Source organism: Brevundimonas sp. ALps5 (genome assembly GCF_058681645.1).
Genome location: NZ_CM178744.1, coordinates 694,434 through 713,544 on the forward strand (window position 1 = coordinate 694,434; position 19,111 = coordinate 713,544).

General features: G+C 67.5%; 18 protein-coding genes. 11 read left to right on the top strand and 7 right to left on the bottom strand.

Going from position 1 to position 19,111, the window contains the following annotated elements; all coding sequences use genetic code 11:
* The first annotated feature begins 36 nt into the window (after positions 1–36).
* The 8 genes from ACW172_RS03220 (at position 37) to fba (ending at position 7,704) form a co-directional block, all read left to right on the top strand.
* Positions 37–741 (top strand): response regulator, encoded by a 705-nt coding sequence (locus ACW172_RS03220; RefSeq protein ID WP_492034929.1) that lies wholly within the window; start codon positions 37–39, stop codon positions 739–741.
* Positions 738–2,327, top strand: a complete 1,590-nt coding sequence (locus tag ACW172_RS03225) for an ATP-binding protein (RefSeq protein WP_492033751.1) — start codon at positions 738–740, stop codon at positions 2,325–2,327. Before ACW172_RS03220 ends, ACW172_RS03225 begins: the two co-directional genes overlap by 4 nt.
* Positions 2,327–3,370 carry a S41 family peptidase gene (locus ACW172_RS03230; RefSeq protein WP_492033752.1) on the top strand — a complete coding sequence of 348 codons (1,044 nt, stop codon included), beginning with the start codon at positions 2,327–2,329 and terminating at the stop codon, positions 3,368–3,370. Before ACW172_RS03225 ends, ACW172_RS03230 begins: the two co-directional genes overlap by 1 nt.
* A complete protein-coding gene (locus tag ACW172_RS03235) occupies positions 3,306–3,686 on the top strand; it encodes a hypothetical protein (RefSeq protein ID WP_492033753.1) in 381 nt (126 codons plus the stop codon). The genes ACW172_RS03230 and ACW172_RS03235 overlap by 65 nt, the downstream gene beginning before the upstream one ends.
* A gap of 125 nt (positions 3,687–3,811) precedes the next feature.
* Positions 3,812–4,819: a type I glyceraldehyde-3-phosphate dehydrogenase gene (gene gap / locus ACW172_RS03240; protein ID WP_492033754.1), complete on the top strand. Its 1,008-nt coding sequence runs from the start codon at positions 3,812–3,814 to the stop codon at positions 4,817–4,819.
* 2 nt (positions 4,820–4,821) lie between these two features.
* Positions 4,822–5,241 (top strand): ribosomal maturation YjgA family protein, encoded by a 420-nt coding sequence (locus tag ACW172_RS03245; RefSeq protein ID WP_492033755.1) that lies wholly within the window; start codon positions 4,822–4,824, stop codon positions 5,239–5,241.
* Positions 5,242–5,304: 63 nt separating this feature from the next.
* Entirely contained in the window at positions 5,305–6,501 is a 1,197-nt protein-coding gene (locus ACW172_RS03250) for a phosphoglycerate kinase (RefSeq protein ID WP_492033756.1), read from the top strand.
* 117 nt (positions 6,502–6,618) lie between these two features.
* A complete protein-coding gene (gene fba, locus ACW172_RS03255; protein ID WP_492033757.1) occupies positions 6,619–7,704 on the top strand; it encodes a class II fructose-bisphosphate aldolase in 1,086 nt (361 codons plus the stop codon).
* A gap of 41 nt (positions 7,705–7,745) precedes the next feature.
* Here fba and ACW172_RS03260 read toward each other — a convergent pair whose 3' ends face one another.
* On the bottom strand, positions 7,746–8,381 hold the full coding sequence (locus ACW172_RS03260; protein ID WP_492033758.1) for a DUF2799 domain-containing protein: 636 nt from the start codon (positions 8,379–8,381) through the stop codon (positions 7,746–7,748).
* Positions 8,382–8,462: 81 nt separating this feature from the next.
* Here ACW172_RS03260 and ACW172_RS03265 point away from each other — a divergent pair, with 81 nt between their 5' ends.
* Positions 8,463–9,470, top strand: coding sequence for an RluA family pseudouridine synthase (locus tag ACW172_RS03265; protein WP_492033759.1), 1,008 nt, complete (start codon positions 8,463–8,465; stop codon positions 9,468–9,470).
* Between the two features lie 228 nt (positions 9,471–9,698).
* The gene (gene rpoH / locus ACW172_RS03270; RefSeq protein WP_492033760.1) at positions 9,699–10,586 is read left to right on the top strand and encodes an RNA polymerase sigma factor RpoH; all 888 of its coding nucleotides are present in this window, start codon (positions 9,699–9,701) and stop codon (positions 10,584–10,586) included.
* A 78-nt stretch (positions 10,587–10,664) separates the two neighbouring features.
* Here rpoH and ACW172_RS03275 read toward each other — a convergent pair whose 3' ends face one another.
* The 6 genes from ACW172_RS03275 to ACW172_RS03300 form a co-directional block, all read right to left on the bottom strand.
* A complete protein-coding gene (locus ACW172_RS03275; RefSeq protein ID WP_492033761.1) occupies positions 10,665–11,471 on the bottom strand; it encodes a response regulator in 807 nt (268 codons plus the stop codon).
* 87 nt (positions 11,472–11,558) lie between these two features.
* On the bottom strand, positions 11,559–12,854 hold the full coding sequence (locus ACW172_RS03280) for an adenylosuccinate synthase (RefSeq protein ID WP_492033762.1): 1,296 nt from the start codon (positions 12,852–12,854) through the stop codon (positions 11,559–11,561).
* Positions 12,855–12,938: 84 nt separating this feature from the next.
* A complete protein-coding gene (locus ACW172_RS03285) occupies positions 12,939–14,099 on the bottom strand; it encodes a phosphoserine transaminase (RefSeq protein ID WP_492033763.1) in 1,161 nt (386 codons plus the stop codon).
* 2 nt (positions 14,100–14,101) lie between these two features.
* Entirely contained in the window at positions 14,102–15,031 is a 930-nt protein-coding gene (locus tag ACW172_RS03290) for a DnaJ C-terminal domain-containing protein (RefSeq protein ID WP_492033764.1), read from the bottom strand.
* Between the two features lie 98 nt (positions 15,032–15,129).
* Entirely contained in the window at positions 15,130–16,638 is a 1,509-nt protein-coding gene (locus ACW172_RS03295; RefSeq protein WP_492033765.1) for a phage tail protein, read from the bottom strand.
* 122 nt (positions 16,639–16,760) lie between these two features.
* On the bottom strand, positions 16,761–17,180 hold the full coding sequence (locus ACW172_RS03300) for a YcgN family cysteine cluster protein (protein WP_492034930.1): 420 nt from the start codon (positions 17,178–17,180) through the stop codon (positions 16,761–16,763).
* Between the two features lie 100 nt (positions 17,181–17,280).
* Between ACW172_RS03300 and ACW172_RS03305 the strand changes: the two genes are divergently transcribed.
* Complete coding sequence (locus ACW172_RS03305; protein WP_492033766.1) at positions 17,281–19,098, top strand: ABC-F family ATP-binding cassette domain-containing protein; 1,818 nt, start codon at positions 17,281–17,283, stop codon at positions 19,096–19,098.
* Positions 19,099–19,111: the final 13 nt, after the last annotated feature.

Consider the following 19,111-nt stretch of genomic DNA (forward strand, 5'->3'; position numbering starts at 1 on the left):
GCGATGCATCAGCATCGGCATAAGGCGGCCATGCTTATGGAAATCCCCTCCCGTATCCTCGTCGTCGATGACGACCCCGGCATCCGCGAAGTGCTCTGCGACTACCTCGGTCAGCACGGCTATGAAGCCAGCGGCGCCGCTTCCGCCTCCGAAATGGACCGCGCCCTCGCCGCCGCCTCCATCGACCTGATCGTGCTGGATCTGATGATGCCCGGCGAGGACGGCCTGTCGGTCGTGCGCCGCCTCTCGGGCAACGGCCCGCCGATCGTCATGCTCAGCGCCATGGGCGAAGACACCGACCGGATCGTGGGGCTGGAGCTGGGCGCCGACGACTATCTGGCCAAGCCGTGCAATCCGCGCGAGCTGCTGGCCCGGGTCCGCGCCGTCCTGCGTCGTCCGCGCGACGAGGAAGCTCCGACGGGCGGCCCCGCCCTGACCTTCGCCGGCTGGCGGCTGGACCTGATGCGCCGCGAACTGACCCGGCCGGACGGCATGCTGGTCGGACTGTCGGGCGGAGAGTTCGCGCTTCTGAACGCCTTCGCCGAACGGCCGGGCCGCATCCTGACGCGCGACCAGCTGCTGGAAGCCGCGCGCGGCGCCGAGGCCGACGTCTTCGACCGCGCCATGGACGTGCAGATCAGCCGCCTGCGCAAGAAGCTGGATGACGGCTCGGGTCTGGAGATGATCCAGACCGTGCGCGGCGAGGGCTATCGCTTCGACGTCAAGGTGACCCGCCGGTGAAACGGCCTTCATCGCTGCCTGTGCTGGTGTCCGTCGGGGCGCTGGCCGCCCTCGCCATCGTCATGTCCCAGGCCGTGACCTTCGCCGTCATCCTGTTGGCTCCCGAACCGGCGCCTGCCGGATACAGCCTCGCCTCCGCCGCCGCAGCCCTGCAGGGTCAGCCGGCGAAGACAAGCGACGGCCGAAAGCTGGTGCGCAAGGTCAGCGACCGCCCGATCGCCGTCGACGCCGACAACGACCGGCGACCCAACGACCCGCTGGTGACCTTCGTCGCCGCCGGACTGGCGCAGAGATTGAAGACGCCGGTCGAAAACGTGCGCGTCCGGATCGAACACCGGCGCCCGCCCTTCGGCATGGGCCGGCGGAGGCCCGGGCCTGGCCCCTTCCCCGGTCCCGGCCCGGGCATGGGACCGGAAGGACGCCCGGCCTTCGGCGGCAGCCAGACCAGCTTCGTCTTCGTGCGACCGGACGGTTCGCCGCCGCAGCCTGGCCCCGGGCCGGATCGTCCGCCCTTGCCGGAGGGCCGGGGCGGAGAAGACGGCGTCACCTCGGCGGAGGTCACGACCCACGTCACGGTTCGTCGTCAGGGATTCGCAGGGACCGCGGAGACGGCGCGGTTCAACATCATCGCCGACCGGCTGAATTTCGACCCCTTCTCGGCCTCGATGAAACTGCCGGATGGAAGGTGGGCGACGGTGGAGCCGCCGCGCAGCCTGATCTCGCCCTGGCAGGCGAGGCTGCTGGCCTCGCTGCTGATCTCGATCCTGATCCTGGCGCCGATCGTCTGGCTGATGGCGCGGCGGCTGACACGGCCGATCCGGGTCTTCGCCGAGGCCGCCGAGCGCCTGGGCGCCGATCCTGACGCCGAGCCGCTGAAGCCCACCGGCCCCACCGAGGTGCGCACGGCCATCGGCGCCTTCAACGACATGCAGGCCTCGCTGCGCGATCACATGCGCAAGCGGACCCAGACCATCGCCGCCATCGCCCATGACCTGCGCACCCCCCTGACGCGCATTCGCTTCCGGGTCGAACAGGCGCCGCCTAAGCTGCGTGACCGCATGGTCGCCGATGTGGAGGAGATGGACGCCCTGATCGGCCAGGCCATGGCCTTCGTGCGCGGCGAAACCCAGGCCGATCGGCGCGAACCTCTGGATCTGGACGCGCTCGCCCGCCATTGCGCCGCCGGCTTTTCGGAGACGGGCGCCGCGGTGACCTTCGACGGCGGCCGCGCCCTGCCGGTCGAGGGCGATCCGGCCGCCTTGCGTCGGGCCGTCGCCAATCTGATCGAGAACGCGGTCAAGTTCGCCGACGCCGCCCGCGTCCGCACCTTCCTGCTCGACGACCAGGCCGTGATCTCGGTCGAGGACGACGGCCCCGGCCTGCCCGAGGAAGAGCTGGAGACGGTGTTCGAGCCCTTTGCGCGCGGCGAACGGTCGCGCAATCGCGAGACGGGCGGCGCGGGTCTGGGCCTGTCCGTCGCGCGTCAGGCGGCGCGCGGCGCCGGCGGCGATGTCACACTGATCAATCGACCGGAGGGTGGGTTGACCGCCCTGATGGTCCTGCCCCTGAAGCTGGAGACGATCTGATGCGCGCCTTCACGACAGTCCTGCTTCTGCTGGCGGCCTCACCGGTCCCGGCCGTGGCCCAGACGCAGGGCCCGGGCATCAGCCCGGCCGCCGCCCCCACAGTGACCGCACGGTCTCCGCGCGAGACGGTTCAGGCCGTGGCGGCGCGGGTTCGCGATCTCTACTTCGATCCCCGCCGCGCCGAAGAGATCGCCAAGGGGCTGGAAACCGCCGCCGCGGCCGGAGAGTTCGACGCCCTGACCGATCCCCGCGATCTGGCCACGGCCCTGACGATGCGTCTCAAGCCGCTGGACGCACATTTCAACGTCGTCTTCGATCCCCGGCTCGGTGACGGCCCGCCCCTGCGCGGCCCTGGACCAGGCCCCGGTCCGCAGGCCGGACCTCCGCCGGATCCGCGCCCGGTAAACCCCGGTGAAGCCCGTGCTCACTACGGCTTCCGGGGCGTCCAGATCCTGCCGGGCAACATCGGCTATATCGATCTGCGCCAGTTCTCCGAGATCGACTTCAACGATCCGAAGGATCCGGCCCGGGCGGCGGCGGATGCGGCGCTGACCTTCATCGGCGGAACCGATGCGGTGATCTTCGACCTGCGCGACAACGGCGGCGGGGCCCCGTCCATGGTCGGCTATCTGACCAGCGCCTTCACCCCGGCCAACGCCCCGATCTACAACGTCTTCCATAGCCGCGAGGGGACTGAGAGCGAGGCGCCGGAGGTCTATCACCCCGATCCGCGCCTGACCGTGCCGGTCTATATCCTGATCAGCGCCCGCACCGGCTCGGCCGGCGAGGCCTTCCCCCTATACGATGCAGGCGGCGCGCCGCGCGGTGATCGTCGGCGAGGCCAGCGGCGGGGCGGCCAATCCCGGCGGCATGGTCCCGGCCGGCGCCGGCTTCGCGATCTTCGTCTCCATGGGCTCGCCCATCAATGCGATCACCGGCGGCAACTGGGAAGGCACGGGCGTGAAGCCGGACGTCGGCGTGTCCTGGGACAAGGCGCTGGACAAGGCCCAGACCCTGGCCCTGGAGAAGATCATCGCCGCTGACGCCGACCGCACCGACGCCGTCTGGGCGCTGGAGGCCCTGCGGTCTCAAGACCTGCCGGCCGAGGTGGCGGGAAACCTGCCGGACTACGTCGGCGCCTACGGCGACCGGACCGTCTCGGTGGAGGGCAATCGTCTGAAGGTCATCGCAGGCCGTCGCCCTCCGGTCATGCTCGCGCCCCTGGGCGACGACCTGTTCACCGTCGTGGGCGATCCCGGACGGCGTTATCAGTTCCTGCGCGGCGATGACGGCAAGGTCATGGGTTTTGAGGCCGTCGGCATCGGCGGCGCCCCCCAAAGAATCCGCCGAACCGCCTGACAACGGTTTCCGCGGCATCAAGCGTCACAGTTCATCACGCGATGTTACGCCCGCGGGGTTGATCCTCGCGCGTCAGAGCCCCATTGAAGCGCCAGCGATAAACCACCCGCTTCAGGAGCCCGCCCATGACCCTTCGCGTCGCCATCAACGGCTTCGGCCGCATCGGCCGCCTTGTCCTCCGCTCGATCGTCGAGCATGGCCGCACGGACATCGAGGTCGTGGCGATCAACGACCTGGGTCCGGTGGAGACCAATGCCCACCTGTTCCGCTACGACTCGGTGCACGGCCGCTTCCCCGGCACGGTGACTTCGGGCGAGGACTGGATCGACGTCGGCACGGGCAAGATCAAGGTCACGGCCGAACGCGACCCGGCGAAACTGCCGCACAAGGATCTGGGCGTCGACATCGCCTTCGAGTGCACCGGCATCTTCACGTCCAAGGACAAGGCCTCGGCCCACCTGACCGCAGGCGCCAAGCGCGTGCTGGTCTCGGCCCCGGCCGACGGCGCCGACAAGACAATCGTCTTCAAGGTCAACCATGAGACCCTGACCGCCGACGACATCGTCGTCTCCAACGGCTCTTGCACCACTAACGCCCTGGCCCCGGTCGCCAAGGTCCTGCACGACCTGTTCGGCATCGAGCGCGGCTATATGACCACCATCCACTCCTACACCGGCGACCAGCCGACGCTGGATACGATGCACAAGGACCTGTACCGCGCCCGCGCCGCCGCCCTGTCGATGATCCCGACCTCGACCGGCGCCGCCAAGGCCCTGGGCCTGGTCCTGCCGGAACTGAAGGGCAAGCTGGACGGCTCGTCGATCCGCGTCCCGACCCCGAACGTTTCGGTCGTCGACCTGAAGGTCGTCGCCGGCCGCGAGGTCACGGTCGAAGAGATCAATGCGGCGCTGCAGGCCGCCGCCGACGGTCCGATGAAGGGCGTCCTCGCCACGACCACCGATCCGCTGGTCTCGCACGACATGAACCACATCGCGGCCTCCTCGACTGCGGCCCTGCCCCAGACCCAGGTCGTCGACGGCAAGCTGGCCCGCGTGCTCAGCTGGTATGACAACGAATGGGGCTTCGCGACCCGCATGGCCGACACGGCCCTGGTGATGGCGAAGTTCCTCTGATCGTGAGGGCCGCGCGCAACCCGGCGGAAATGTCGGCGGCGCGCGGCCCAATTCGCCAAGGCGAGCGCGGCTTCTACGCCCTGGCGGCCCTGATCGTCTTTGGCATCGAAGTTGTCATCGCCCTGTTCGTGCACGATGGCTTCGTCCGGCCCTATCTGGGCGACGCCCTTGTGATCGGCCTGATCTATCTGGTGCTGAGAGCCGTCACGCCCTTGCCGGTCTTGCCGGCGGTGGCGGCCACCCTGACCTTCGCCTTCGCCGTGGAGTTCGCGCAGGCGCTGAATCTCATCGACGCCCTCGGCCTCCGCAGCAACGCCCTTGCGCGCACCGTTCTGGGCAGCGCGTACGACCTTCGGGATTTTGCCGCCTACACGGCTGGCGCTATGGGTGTGATCGCCCTTGAGGCCGCCCGTAAGACCTGAATGCTCTGACCTGAAGTCCTGCCTGCCTCTTCCGTCCTCCCCGCCTCATCCTCCGAGAATTCCATGACCTTCCGCACCCTCGATGACGCCGGCTCCCTCGCAGGCAAGACCGCCCTGGTCCGCGTGGACTTCAATGTGCCGATGGAGGGCGGGAAGGTCACCGACGACACCCGGCTGCGCGTCGCCCTGCCGACGATCAACAAGCTGCGCGAGGCCGGAGCCAAGGTCGCGCTGCTGGCCCACTTCGACCGCCCCAAGGGCCAGGTCGTGCCGTCGATGAGCCTGAAGCCGATCGCTGGCCCGCTGGCGGAACTGCTGGGCGCCCCGGTCCACTTCGCCGAGGACTGCGTCGGCGGTCCGGCCCATGCGGCCATCGACGGTCTGGACGCCGGCGGCGTGGTCCTGCTGGAAAACGTCCGCTTCCACGCGGCGGAAGAGGCCAATGACCCCGAGTTCGCGACCAGCCTCGCTGAACTGGCCGACCTCTATGTCAACGACGCCTTCTCGGCCGCCCACCGCGCCCACGCGTCTACGGAAGGCGTCGCCCACCACATCCCCGCCTATGCCGGCGAGTCGATGCGACGCGAGCTCGAAGCCCTCGACGCGGCGCTGGGCAATCCGCAGAAGCCGGTGATCGGAATCGTGGGAGGATCGAAAGTCTCGACCAAGCTCGATCTGCTCAAGAACCTGGTCGGCAAGCTCGACAAACTCGCCATCGGCGGCGGCATGGCCAACACCTTCCTGTTCGCACAGGGCGTGGATATCGGCGGCTCGCTGGCCGAGAAGGACATGGCCGACACCGCGCACGAAATCATGGCCAATGCCGAAAAGGCCGGCTGCGAGCTGCTGCTGCCCGTCGACGTGGTGGTGGCCACCGAGGTCAAGCCGGGCGCCGAGGCCCGGACCGTCAAGGCGGGCGAAGCCCTGTCCGCCGACGACAAGATCCTCGACGCCGGCCCGGAGACGGTGGCGAAGCTGAACGCCGCCATCGATGCCTCGAAGACCCTGATCTGGAACGGCCCGCTCGGCGTGTTCGAAGTCCCCCCCTTCGACGCCGCCACCGTCGCCGCCGCCAAACATGTCGCGGCGAAGACCACGGCCGGCGCCCTGATCGCCGTCGCAGGCGGCGGCGACACCGTCGCGGCCGTGAATCACGCGGGCGTGGCTGACGACCTGACCTTCGTCTCCACCGCCGGCGGCGCATTCCTGGAATGGATGGAAGGCAAGCCCCTGCCCGGCGTCGAGGCCTTGCGCATCTGAGCGCCGGGCTTTGGGTCAGCGTGACGCGGCGTAAACCCTGTTACATGACGTGACTTTGTTGCGCTGCGGCGCTAGTCTCCTGACAAAATAAAACGACTGACATCAGGGGACTACACAATGGCGCGCATCACGCTGCGGCAACTGCTCGACCACGCGGCCGAGAACGACTACGGCCTGCCGGCCTACAATATCAACAACATGGAGCAGGGTCTGGCGATCATGGAGGCGGCCCATGAGGTCAACGCCCCGGTCATCATCCAGGCCTCGCGCGGCGCCCGCAACTACGCCAACGACATCGTCCTGGCCAAGCTGATCGACGCCTTGGCCGAGCTCTATCCGAACATCCCGGTCTGCATGCACCAGGACCACGGCAACGGCCCGGCGACCTGCGCCACGGCCATCCAGTACGGCTTCACCTCGGTGATGATGGACGGCTCGCTGGAAGAGGACGCCAAGACCCCGGCCAGCTACGAATACAATGTCGACGTCACGCGCCGCGTCACGGAGATGGCCCACAGCTGCGGCGTCTCGGTCGAGGGTGAACTGGGCGTTCTGGGCTCGCTGGAAACCGGCATGGGCGAGGCCGAGGACGGCCACGGCTTCGAAGGCAAGCTGGACCACTCGCAACTGCTGACCGACCCCGATCAGGCGGTCGAGTTCGTCGCCGCCACCAAGGTCGACGCCCTGGCCATCGCCATGGGCACCTCGCACGGCGCCTACAAGTTCACACGCAAGCCGGACGGCGAGGTCCTGGCCATGAACGTGATCGAGGAAATCCACCGCCGCCTGCCCAACACCCACCTGGTGATGCATGGCTCGTCCTCGGTGCCGCAGGACCTGCAGGACATGATCAACGCCTATGGCGGCCAGATGCCCCAGACCTGGGGCGTGCCGGTCGAGGAAATCCAGCGCGGCATCAAGCATGGCGTGCGCAAGGTCAACATCGACACCGACAACCGCATGGCCATCACCGGCGCGATCCGGAAAATCCTGGCCGAAAAGCCCGGCGAGTTCGACCCGCGCGCCTATCTGAAGCCCGCCAAGGAAGCCATGAAGAAGCTCTGCAAGGAGCGCTACATGCAGTTCGGCTGCGAAGGCATGGCCAGCAAGATCACCCCGCTGTCCACCGCCCAGATGGCCAAGCGCTATGCCTCCGGCGACCTTGACCCGTCGTTCCGCGGCGCGGTCGGCAAGGCGGCCTGACAAGACCAAGGGGCGACCTGAAAGGCCGCCCCTTTTCAATTCTAGACCGGGTAGCGACCACTCAACTCGCGCCGCACCCGGCGAACGTCCCACTCGGCCTGCTCAAGCGCGGCGTTGGCGGCATCGGCATCACGGCGCGCATCGCGAATTTCACCGCGAACCTCCTGGATTCGATCACGGATCTGCTGCCGCTGTTCGTCGGTCAGGCCTTCGCCGCGCAGTTCACGCTGTTTGGCGTCGAGCTTGTCCTCGCGATCGCGAATCCGGGCCACGGCGCTGTTCAGGGCGCTCGTGGCGGTTTCAACCGCCTCTTCGACCGCATGCAGCCGAAGACCGTCCTGATAGGCCGGCATGAAGGCCGCCTCCTCTTCAGGCCGACAGACGTTATAGTATGTGTTCCCGGACCGCCCTTCGGCCCAGCCCCGATCAAAGGTGCAATAGGTCCTCAGCCCCGCCTCGCGCGCCGAGCTGTAGGCCGCAGGATCCGGCGTCACCTGAAACTTGGCACAGGCCTCGGCGTGGTCGGTCAGACGCGACATCGGATAGCCCGCCGCGCCGTCGGAATAGCCCTTCTCACCCCACGCTCCGGCCAGGCACTCGTCCTCGCTCATGGTCGCGCAACTGCCCAGCAGCATGGCTCCCGCAAGCATTCCGCCGGCGATCAGAAACCGCTTCATCGGATGACCCTCCCCTTCCAAGCGTCACTATTGAGCGAGGTTATGTCTGCCGCAAGCGCACCGGCGTGCTAGGAAGGCCCGGTGTCCGCCCCTGACCTGATTGACGAGGACGATCCCCTTCCGACCGAGGTTCTGGAGGCGCGCATCGATGCGTCCGGGGTGCGGCTGGACAAGGCGCTGGCGCAAGCCTTCCCGACCCTGTCGCGCGCGCGCCTGCAAGCGCTTCTGGCCGAGGGCGCCGTCAGCCGCGACGGCCAGGTCCTGACCGGCGGCTCGGCCAAGGCCCAACCCGGTCTCTATGCGGTCGCCCTGCCCCCCGTCGCCCCGGCAGAGCCCCAGCCCGAGGCCATCCCCCTGACCGTTCTCTATGAGGACGCCGACCTGATCGTCATCGACAAGCCCGCCGGCATGGCCGCCCATCCGGCGCCGGGCTGCGAGACCGGGACCCTGGTCAACGCCCTTCTGGCCCACTGTGGCGACAGCCTGTCCGGCATCGGCGGCGTTGCCCGTCCCGGCATCGTCCACCGCCTGGACAAGGACACTTCCGGCGTCATGGTCGCCGCCAAGACCGACCGCGCCCACGCCGGGCTTTCCGCCCTATTCGCGACCCACGACATCGAACGAACCTACATCGCCCTGACTCGCGGGATGCCGATGCCTCGCGAAGGGCGAATCCAGACACAGATCGGCCGGTCGCACGGCGATCGAAAGAAGATGGCGGTGTTGAAGTCGGGCGGACGGGAAGCAATCACCGACTACAGAGTCGAGCGCGTATTCGGCCTGGGACTTCGCCTGACTGATCCGCCCAAAGCCGCACGCGTCGCCTGCACCCTTCACACTGGCCGTACGCATCAGATTCGCGTGCATCTGGCCTCAAAGGGTACGCCGATCCTCGGCGATGCCGTCTACGGCTCGGGCAGCGCCGCCGCGCCGGTCAAGGCCGCCGTCGCCGAAGTCGGCCTGACGCGGCAGGCGCTCCACGCCGCTGTCCTCGGCTTCGTCCATCCGGTGACCGGCCAGAGGCTACGTTTCGAGACGACGCCGCCACCGGATATGGTGGCCCTTGAGGCCCTCCTCGCGGCGCTCTGACCCTCGCCGCAATAGTAAGTCTTGATTAAGGACTGACTCGACGCTATATGGTCTCTCGACCGGTGCAAGTGGCGCCAGGAACACGGTCACGCTGATGTGTGACGATCCGCCCCTACAATGTGCGGAAACCCGTAGCTACTTGATTGGTTGAGGGGTGAGGGCCCGGCGCACATTCGGTGGCCGGAACCGGAGAGCCCGCTCGTTGATACGGGTCGGAGGGATCAGACTATGGCTGCACTGAAATCGATCGCGGTGATGTCGCCTGAACAGGGACTGTCGCGCTATCTCACGGAAATCCGCAAGTTTCCGATGCTGACCAAGGACGAGGAGTTCATGCTGGCGAAGCGCTGGTCTGAACACCAGGACGCCGAGAGCGCCCACCGTCTGGTCACTTCGCACCTTCGCCTGGTGGCCAAGATCGCCATGGGTTATCGCGGCTACGGCCTGCCGATCGGCGAAGTCATTTCCGAGGGCAACGTCGGCCTGATGCAGGCCGTCAAGAAATTCGATCCGGACAAGGGTTTCCGCCTGGCGACCTACGCCATGTGGTGGATCCGCGCCTCGATCCAGGAATACATCCTGCGCAGCTGGTCGCTCGTGAAGATGGGCACCACGGCGGCGCAGAAGAAGCTGTTCTTCAACCTGCGCAAGGCGAAGAGCCAGATCTCGGCCTTCGAGGAAGGCGATCTGCATCCGGAACACCTCTCGGCCATCGCCACCAAGCTGGGCGTGTCCGAGGAAGAGGTCACCAATATGAACCGCCGCCTCGGCGGCGACGCCTCGCTGAACGCCCCGCTGCGTGTGGATGGTGAAAGCGAATGGCAGGACTGGCTCGCCGACGACACGGCCGTTTCGCAGGAAACCGCCCTCGCCGACAACGAAGAGAAGTCGCTCCGTATGGGCCTGCTTCAGGAAGCCATGGGCGAGCTGACGGACCGCGAGAAGCATATCCTGACCGAACGCCGACTCAAGGACGATCCGGTGACCCTGGAAGAGCTGGCCAGCCAGTACGGCGTCAGCCGCGAACGCGTGCGCCAGATCGAGGTCCGCGCCTTCGAGAAGCTGCAAAAGGCCATGCGCGCCGCCGCCGAGGAACGGAACCTCGTCGACGCCTGACCGCCCTCAGGCAGCGAGCCGCCGCGCGGCGAGCGATAGGGCCTGAACAGCGGGTCCGGCGCCGGCCTGGCTTTCTCCTCAGGAAGCCCGGGCCAGCGGCTCGGGCTCCGCCAGGGCCAGAAGGGCGCCGATCGGTTGGGCAAGGGTCGCCTTGGTCGGCATTCCGGCCGCCAGAAGCGCTTCCAGACCCGCCGCCGCGATCGCCAGTTTTGCATCCGCGGTCTTGATGGCCAGGACCTTCAGGGTCTCGGCCTGTTGGCGCGCCGCCCGAACGGCCTGGGTCGGATCGTTGTCGAACTGCGCCAAGGCGGCAGCGAGAATCCGCAGCGCCTGATCCTTGACCGCCAGGGCCGCAGCGGCGCCTGACGCGGGCTTATCCTGTTTGCGCTTCTGCGGTCCGGCGTATTCACCCGAGTTGAAGCGCCGACGGTCCGGACCGACATAGGCCACGCCCTCGATCCAGTCGCGCGGCTTCAGGGCAACGTTCTCGACCCGACGGAACAGGTCCGCCGAGGTGAAGGGCTTGCGCAGAAATTCGTGAACTCCGCAGTCGCGCGCGCCCTTGATCGAACTCGCCGTCGCCTCCGCGGTCACCATAATTACCGGCGCCCGGCGGCTCGCCAGGTTCGAACGGCGCAGCTTGCGGGTGAAATTCTCGCCGTCCAGACGGGGACCAGCGCGTTCGGTGAAAATCAGGCCCGGTTCGATCTCGCGGATCGCGTCCATGGCCCGCGCCTCATCGACCTCATGCACCGCCTCGCGAGAGCCGAGGCTCTTCATCACGTCGATCAGCAGACGCGCCGAGGCCATATTCGGATCGATCACCACCACCCGGTGGATGGTCGGCGCGATGCGAGCAAGGGTTTTGGCGTCGGCAGCAAACAAGGGAATACTCCGCGGTGGAGCCTTATCCCTAACCGCTTCCGGTTAAGACCGCGTTGAACGGCCGAGCCTTTTGCCCTTACCCGGCCCCTAGCCCAGGAAGGGGTCGCGAACCAGGATGGTGTCGTCCCGCTCCGGGCTGGTCGACAGGATCGCCACCGGAGCCCCGATCAGTTCCTCGATCCGCCGCACATACTTGATGGCGTTGGCGTTCAAATCCTTGAAACTACGCGCCGAAGCCGTGCTCTCGCTCCAGCCTTCCAGCTCCTCGAACACCGGCTCCGCAGCGGCCTGCGCCTTCAGGCTGGACGGCAGATAGTCCAGAACCTGCCCGTCGATCTTGTAGCCGACGCAGATTTTCAGCGTCTTCAACCCGTCCAGAACGTCCAGCTTGGTCAGGGCGATGCCGTCGATGCCGTTGATCGCCACCGACTGCCGGACCAGTACGGCGTCGAACCAGCCGCAGCGTCGCGCACGGCCCGTATTGACGCCGACTTCACGACCCACGGTCGCCAGGTGCTGGCCCACCTCGTCGAACAGTTCGCAGGCGAAGGGGCCCTCACCGACGCGGGTCGTATAGGCCTTCACGATCCCCAGCACATAGCCCGGCCCCTTGGGACCGATGCCCGAGCCCGCCGCCGCCTGACCGGCGACCGTGTTAGAGCTGGTGACATAGGGATACGTGCCGTGATCGACGTCCAAGAAGGCGCCTTGCGCGCCTTCGAACAGCACGCGCTTGCCGGCGCGCTGGGCCTGATCCAGCACGCGCCAGGCGGGCTGGGCATAGGGCAGGATCTTCGGTGCGATCTCCAGCAGCTGAGCCAGCAGAGCCTCCGGATCGATAGGCTCCAGGCCCAGTCCGGCGCGCAGCGGATCGTGGTGCGAACGCAGTCGGTCGATCTTGACCTTCAGGTCTTCCTCGTTGGCCAGATCGCAGACCCGGATCGCCCGGCGCCCGACCTTGTCCTCATAGGCCGGGCCAATGCCCCGGCCGGTCGTACCGATCTTGGCGCCCGGCGCACTGGCCGCCGCCTCTCGCGCCACGTCCAGCGCCGGATGGATGGGCAGGATCAGGCAGGCGTTGTCCGCGACCGTCAGGATATCGGGATTGATGGCGACCCCCTGCGCCTCGATCTTCTCGATCTCACCGACCAGATGCCAGGGATCGACAACCACGCCGTTGCCGATGATCGAGGGCTTGCCCTGCACCACGCCCGAGGGCAGCAGCGCCAGCTTGTAGACCTTGCCGTCTACGACCAGCGTATGGCCGGCATTGTGGCCGCCCTGGAACCGCACGACCATGTCGGCCCGGTTCGACAGCCAGTCGACGATCTTGCCCTTGCCCTCGTCGCCCCATTGGGCGCCGACTACCGCAACATTCGCCAAAACCGTCTCTCCGCACCGATGCCTGAATGGGCGGGCGCAGCCTATAGCGGGGGAATCGCCGAATGTCGTCCCGGTCGGGACGTTTTATCTTGCGGGAAGCTCGCCGACGGCCGTCTCAAAGGCCCATTCCAGCCATGGCGCCGCAGCGATCACATCGGCCGTTTCGACCGTACAGCCGCACCAGAGGCGCAATCCGGGCGGGGCGTTGCGGTGCGGCTCCATATCGAACACCGCCGCCTCGCCTTCCAGCAGGGCCTTGAACCGATTCACAAAGGCCTTCTGGGCAGTCTCATCCAAGGCGGCGACGCGCGCATCAGTGAACTTCAAACAGACCGAGGTGGTCGACCGGATCTCCGGCCGATCCGGCAGGAAGGCGATCCAATCGGTCTTCTCGACCCAGGCCTCCAGCGCCGCATAGTTGGCGTCGGTCCGGCGGATCAGCTCCGCCAACCCTCCCGCGCCCTCGGCCCATTCCAGCGCGTCGATCCAGTCCTCGATGGTCAGGATGGAGAAGGTGTTGATCGCCACCCCATCAGCCAGCGAGCGGTCAAAGCCCTTGCTGTCGGTGATCCGCAGCACCTTGGGGATCGGCCGATCCGGCGTAAAGCCGTCCAGCCGCGCCACCGCACGCGGCGACAGCACCATCACCCCGATGCCCGCCTCCCCGCCCAGCGCCTTCTGGAACGAGAAGGTCACCACATCCAGCTTGTCCCAGGGCAGGGGCATGGCAAAGGCCGCCGAGGTGGCGTCGCAGATCGCCAGCCCCTCGCGATCGCCCGCGATCCAGTCGCCGTCCGGCACGCGCACGCCCGAGGTCGTGCCGTTCCAGGGGAAGACGACGTCCTTCGACCAATCGACCTGCGAAAGATCCGGCAGCTCACCCCAGGGCGCCGTCAGCGCCTCGGGCTCAAGCCCCAGATGGGCCTTCACATCCGCAAGCCAGGTCAGGCCGAAATTCTCATAGGCCACCACCTGCGCCGGCCGCTCGCCTAGCATGCCCCACAGCGCCGCCTCGACCGCGCCGGTGTCGGAACCCGGGGTGTAGAGCATCACATGGCTTTCCGGGACCTCCAGCACGACCCGGGTCAGCCGCAGGCCATGGGCGAACCGCTCAACCACTTCCGGCGCACGAATCCCGCGCCCCAGCAGATCGGCAGGAAGGGCGCCGAGACTGTACCCCGGACGTTTCGCGGTCGGCCCCGAACCGAACCAGGGACGGGCAGGCTTCACGGCAGGCTTGGTCATGGTCAGTCCCGGAACGGCCGCATCGGGCCCTCGTCGCGCCGCTTCTGAGCCAGTTTGGTCAGGGCCTCGTCATCGCCTTCCGGCAGGGCGATCATCAGCTTGGCCAGCAGGTCGCCGCGCTGGCCGTTGGCATAGGCGCCGCGCCCCTTGAGGCGCAGCACCTTGCCCGAGGTCGAGCCCTTGGGAATGGTCATGCTGACCGTGCCTTCCGGCGTCCGCACCGGAATCTTTCCGCCCAGGACCGCATCGTACAACAACACCGGCTGGTCCATCGTCAGATCCGCCCCCTCGACCTTGAACACGGGATGCGCGGAGATCTTCAGCTCGATCAAGGCGTCGCCCGCCGGACCGCCGCGACCGGGCGCGCCCTGCCCCTTAAGCCGGATCGTCTGGCCGTCGCCCGCCCCCTTGGGAATGGCGACGTCGAGGGTGCGGCCATCCGAAAACTGGATCCGCCGCGTCGCGCCCGTGATCGAGTCTTCCAGACTGATATCGAGGGTCGCGCGGACGTCCGAGCCCTTCCCGTTGAACGGCGACCGCCCGCCGGCCTTGGCGCCGCCGCCGCCGAACCGTCCGAACAGCTCTTCCAGATCGATGTCGTCGAAGCTGGCGCGTCCGCCTGGACCACCGGCGCCGGAAAAGCCACCGAAGCCCGAGAAGCCGCCTCCGCTACCGCCGCGCCCACCGCCGAACCCGGCGTATTGCTCGCGCCCGTCTGCATCGATCTGGCCCTGATCGTATTTGGCGCGCTTTTCGGCGTCGCCCAACAGGTCGAAGGCGGCCGTGATCCTCTTGAACCGCTCCTCGGCCGCCTTGTCGCCGGGGTTCTTGTCGGGATGCAGTTCCTTGGCCAGCTTGCGGAAAGCCTTCTTGATCTCGTCCGCGCTCGCGCCCCTGGAAACGCCAAGTTCCTTGTAGGGATCGCCCGCCACGTCTGCACCGCTCCGCCGAGATCGGCCCGACACACCACGCGCCGCGCCCGAAAGGGAAAGCCGTCAGTTAAGGCATGGGCGCGTCAAAGCAATGGGTTTCAGACCGGAAGTCCCGTGACCGCTTCGCTGCCCCATCCGAAAATCTCACCGGCCTGACTTACGCCGATCCGTACACCCGGGCCGGGTCCGGCCGGAAAGTCCGCTGTCACATGGCCGGTCTCATAGACCCCCGCCGTCCCTTCCACCTCCCAGATTCGAACGACGTCGCCCCCGTCTAGCACCCGGATTCTGAATCGCATCGGGTCTGCGGCCAGATCGCGGTCCCACAGGTCGCCGTTCAGCCGGGTCCGGCTGATCCACCGTATGTCATAGCCACTCGCACCTTGGTCTATGCGCAGATGGGCCGGGCTCCACGGTCGGTGGAAGACGCCGCGCAGCGTCACCGACCGCTCTGAAACACCCTGACCGCCCGCAGCGCCGCCGACCGGTCCTGCGCGCCAGATCAGAGGCAGGCCAATCTCGCTGAGCAACGCCGAGCCGCGCCCCAACCCTTCGTCCAGAAACACGACCAGAGCACCGGCCGCCGATCCCGTAGCCATTTCGGCGTCGGTACCCTGCTGCGCCCTCAAGAGCCCCGTCAGCCGCCAGACGTTTTCGACGACCAACTGCGCCGAGCTGAACTGCAGGATCTCCCAGCCGTCCCCGGCCTGAATCGCCACGGCATTGGCGCCGGCCAGCACCGCCGACTGTCCCAGGCTTGCCGGCGCCGCGCCCTCGACCGCGACCACGATCGAGTTGGCCTCGTCCCAGCGCCCGGTGACCCCCGCGGTCAGCGCCTGCGTCAAAAGTCCGAGCCGAGCGGGTGCTCGCGTCTCGCCTCGCGAGGTCAAGCTTTCCCCCCCGGGACCGGCGAAGACACGCATGGCCCGCCAAGGATTGGCCGCGACCGCCAGAACCGGTCGTTCATCGGCTTCCGCGCCCGGCAAAGGCGGCAGATCGAGCACGGCGAAAAACGGCTCTGCGAAAACCGTCGGCGCATCCCCCGGGCGCCAGATCTCCGCGGCGTCGGTCGGTTCGCCGTCCATAACCCTGGCCAGGGTCAATGTCGGGGTTTCGTCCAGATTCAGGCTTTCGATCCGCCAGCGACCCTCCTCGTTCGCCCAGGCGATCACATCGCCTGCCTCCAGAGTCAGAACATCCAGTGGCCCGGCTGCGATGACCAACCGATCCGCCTCAGCGCTGCTGAGCGCCCGTCTCGCCATCCCGCTCGCCAACGCGGCGCCGCAAACAGCGGGCAGGATCAGGTCCACAGCCCCACCGTCCGCACCCGCTCCCGCCCCGGACCTGATGGTCACCGCCCCGGTCTGATAGTCGGCGCCCTCGTCGATGAAACGCACCCGCGCCGTCGAAGGCGTCGGCTCCGCTACCCGCTTGCGGATCATCGACACGCCCTCATCCGGCAGAGCCAGATCGTCTGGCGCCAGAACCGCCGTCGCCAGCCGGCTTCCAGTCAGAACGACTCCCCCGCCCTGCTCGGCCGCCGCCATGTCGAAGGCCTTCAGAAGAGGTTCCAACGCGTCACGCGTCCGCATCGGCCGATCGATCACACAGCCGATCAGCGTCCTCAGGCGGGCCGGCAGGCGCGAGAAAAGCGCAAACCCAGGCCTGCATTGGGATTGGACTCGTCTGTTATGCGCATTCGCCGGATCGGGCGCCCGTATGGCCGGTCTCAGACGCCGCGTTCGACGTCCCACTCGGGCGCCGCCAGCTCCACGGCGTCCTCGGGGTCGGCAAGATCCAGTTCCGAAATCGTCTGCCCGCGCACCGACACCCCGGCCTCGTGCACGCTCTCGGGATCGCCCGAGACCAGCGGATGCCAGTTGGCCAGCCCCCGCCCCTCATTGATCCGGCGATAGGCGCAGGACCTCGGCATCCACTGCAGGGCGTCGATATTCCATGGCGTCAGCTTGATGCAGTCCGGCACCTGCGCCTTGCGGTTCGCATAGTCGGTGCAGGTGCATTTCTCGCTGTCGAACAGCTTGCAATGCACCTTGGTCGCGAAGACCTCGCCGGAATCCTCGTCCTCGAAACGGATCAGGCAGCACAGTCCACAGCCGTCGCACAGGCTCTCCCACTCCTCGCGGGTCATCTGCTCCAGACGCTTGGTCTGCCAGAAGGGCTTGGTTGCCGGGTCGGTACGCTCTACATCCACGCCCTCCCCATAGCCTTCCCCGCTCCCGAAAGCACCCATGGCCGCTCGCCCGCCTCTCGTTTCGCTCAACGATGTCCGTCTGCAGGACGGTCAACGGCCGCTTTTCGACGGGGTCAACCTCGCCATCGAACCTCGCACCCGTTCCTGCCTCGTCGGCCGCAACGGCGCAGGCAAGTCTACCCTGATGAAGGTCGTCATGGGCCTGATCGAGCCGGATTCCGGTACGCGCTCGGTCCAGGGCGCCGTCAAATTCGCCTATGTGCCGCAGGAACCGCTGATCGCCGGCGACACCCTGCTGGACTACGCCACCTCCAACGACGCCGAACACTGGACCGCGGAATCCTGGCTCGAAACCTTCGGCATGGATCCGAACAAGTCCACCAAGGGCCTGTCCGGCGGCGAGACCCGCCGCGCCGCCCTGGCCAAGGCCTTCGCCGAGGAGCCCGACCTGCTCCTGCTGGACGAGCCCACCAACCACATGGACATCCTGGCGATCGAGCTCCTCGAAAAGGAAATCATCGCCGCCCGCTGCGCCGCCCTGATCGTCTCCCACGATCGCGCCTTCCTGAACCGCGTCACCCAGTCTTGCCACTGGCTCGACAACCGTCAGGTCCGCACCCTGAACAAGGGCTTCGACGCCTTCGACGAGTGGGCCACCAAGGTTCAGGAAGAAGAGGCCATCGCCTTCCAGAAGCTGACCAAGACCATCGAGCGCGAGACCGCGACCTTCTACAGCTCCATCACCGCCCGCCGCAGCCGCAACGAGGGCCGCGCCCGGTCTCTGGAGGCCCTGCGCGCCGAACGCGCCGAACAGGCCCGCGACCGGCCGCGCGAGATGCAGCTCGGCGTCGATTCCGGCGGCACGTCCGGCAAGCTGGTCGCCGACCTCAAGGGCGTCACCAAATCCTTCGGCGACCGTGTCGTCATCAAGCCCTTCACCAGCCGCATCATCCGTGGCGACCGCTTGGCCATCGTCGGCCCCAACGGCGCCGGCAAGACCACCCTGGTCAAGATCATGCTCGGCGAGCTGGAACCGACGGCGGGCACGGTCAAGCTCGGCGCCAGCCTTGAGACCGTCTACCTCGACCAGTCGCGTGAGGGCCTGAAGTCCGACATGACCCTGTGGGACGCCCTGACGCCCGGCGGCGGCGACTCCATCATCGTGCGCGGGATTTCCAAACACGTCGCCGCCTACGCCAAGGACTTCCTGTTCACCGACGCCCAGCTGCGCCAGCCGATCTCGACCCTGTCGGGCGGCGAGCGTAACCGCCTGCTGCTGGCCCTGGCTCTCGCCAAGCCCGCAAACATGCTGGTCCTCGACGAACCGACCAACGACCTCGACATGGACACCCTCGACAAGCTCGAGGAGTTGCTCGAGCAGTATGACGGCACCCTGATCCTGGTCAGCCACGACCGCGACTTCGTCGACCGCCTCGCCACCTCGACCATCGGCATGAACGGCCGGGGCGACATCGTCGAAACCCCCGGCGGCTGGACCGACTTCATCAGCCAGAACCCGGACTTTCTGAAGCAGATCGCGGAAGGCCGGACCGGGTCGCCCGCCGCGCCTGCCCCAGCTCCCGCTCCGGCCCCGGCGAAACCCGCCCCCGCCGCCAAGGGCAAGATGTCCTTCAAGGACACCCACCGTCTCAAGGAACTGGATGCCCTGATCCATGAGCTGCCCGACACCATCAAGGCCCATCAGGCCCGGCTCGACGACGTCAACTTCTACTCCCGCGACCCCGCCGGCTTCGCCTCCACGATGAAGGCGCTCGAGGCCGCCCAGCAGAAGCTCTCCGACGCCGAAGAAGAATGGCTGGCGCTCGAGGAGAAGCGCGAGGCGTTGGCGGGCTGACACACCCCATGGC

What these genes read in the sequence shown, in the direction of transcription:
- ACW172_RS03230 (WP_492033752.1), top strand. Translation starts at nt 2,327, where the DNA reads ATGCGCGCCTTCACGACAGTCCTGCTTCTGCTGGCGGCCTCACCGGTC.
- ACW172_RS03300 (WP_492034930.1), bottom strand. Translation starts at nt 17,180, where the DNA reads ATGACCCGCGAGGAGTGGGAGAGCCTGTGCGACGGCTGTGGACTGTGC.
- ACW172_RS03285 (WP_492033763.1), bottom strand. Translation starts at nt 14,099, where the DNA reads ATGACCAAGCCTGCCGTGAAGCCTGCCCGTCCCTGGTTCGGTTCGGGG.
- ACW172_RS03305 (WP_492033766.1), top strand. Translation starts at nt 17,281, where the DNA reads ATGGCCGCTCGCCCGCCTCTCGTTTCGCTCAACGATGTCCGTCTGCAG.
- rpoH (WP_492033760.1), top strand. Translation starts at nt 9,699, where the DNA reads ATGGCTGCACTGAAATCGATCGCGGTGATGTCGCCTGAACAGGGACTG.
- ACW172_RS03220 (WP_492034929.1), top strand. Translation starts at nt 37, where the DNA reads ATGGAAATCCCCTCCCGTATCCTCGTCGTCGATGACGACCCCGGCATC.
- ACW172_RS03250 (WP_492033756.1), top strand. Translation starts at nt 5,305, where the DNA reads ATGACCTTCCGCACCCTCGATGACGCCGGCTCCCTCGCAGGCAAGACC.
- ACW172_RS03260 (WP_492033758.1), bottom strand. Translation starts at nt 8,381, where the DNA reads ATGAAGCGGTTTCTGATCGCCGGCGGAATGCTTGCGGGAGCCATGCTG.
- fba (WP_492033757.1), top strand. Translation starts at nt 6,619, where the DNA reads ATGGCGCGCATCACGCTGCGGCAACTGCTCGACCACGCGGCCGAGAAC.
- gap (WP_492033754.1), top strand. Translation starts at nt 3,812, where the DNA reads ATGACCCTTCGCGTCGCCATCAACGGCTTCGGCCGCATCGGCCGCCTT.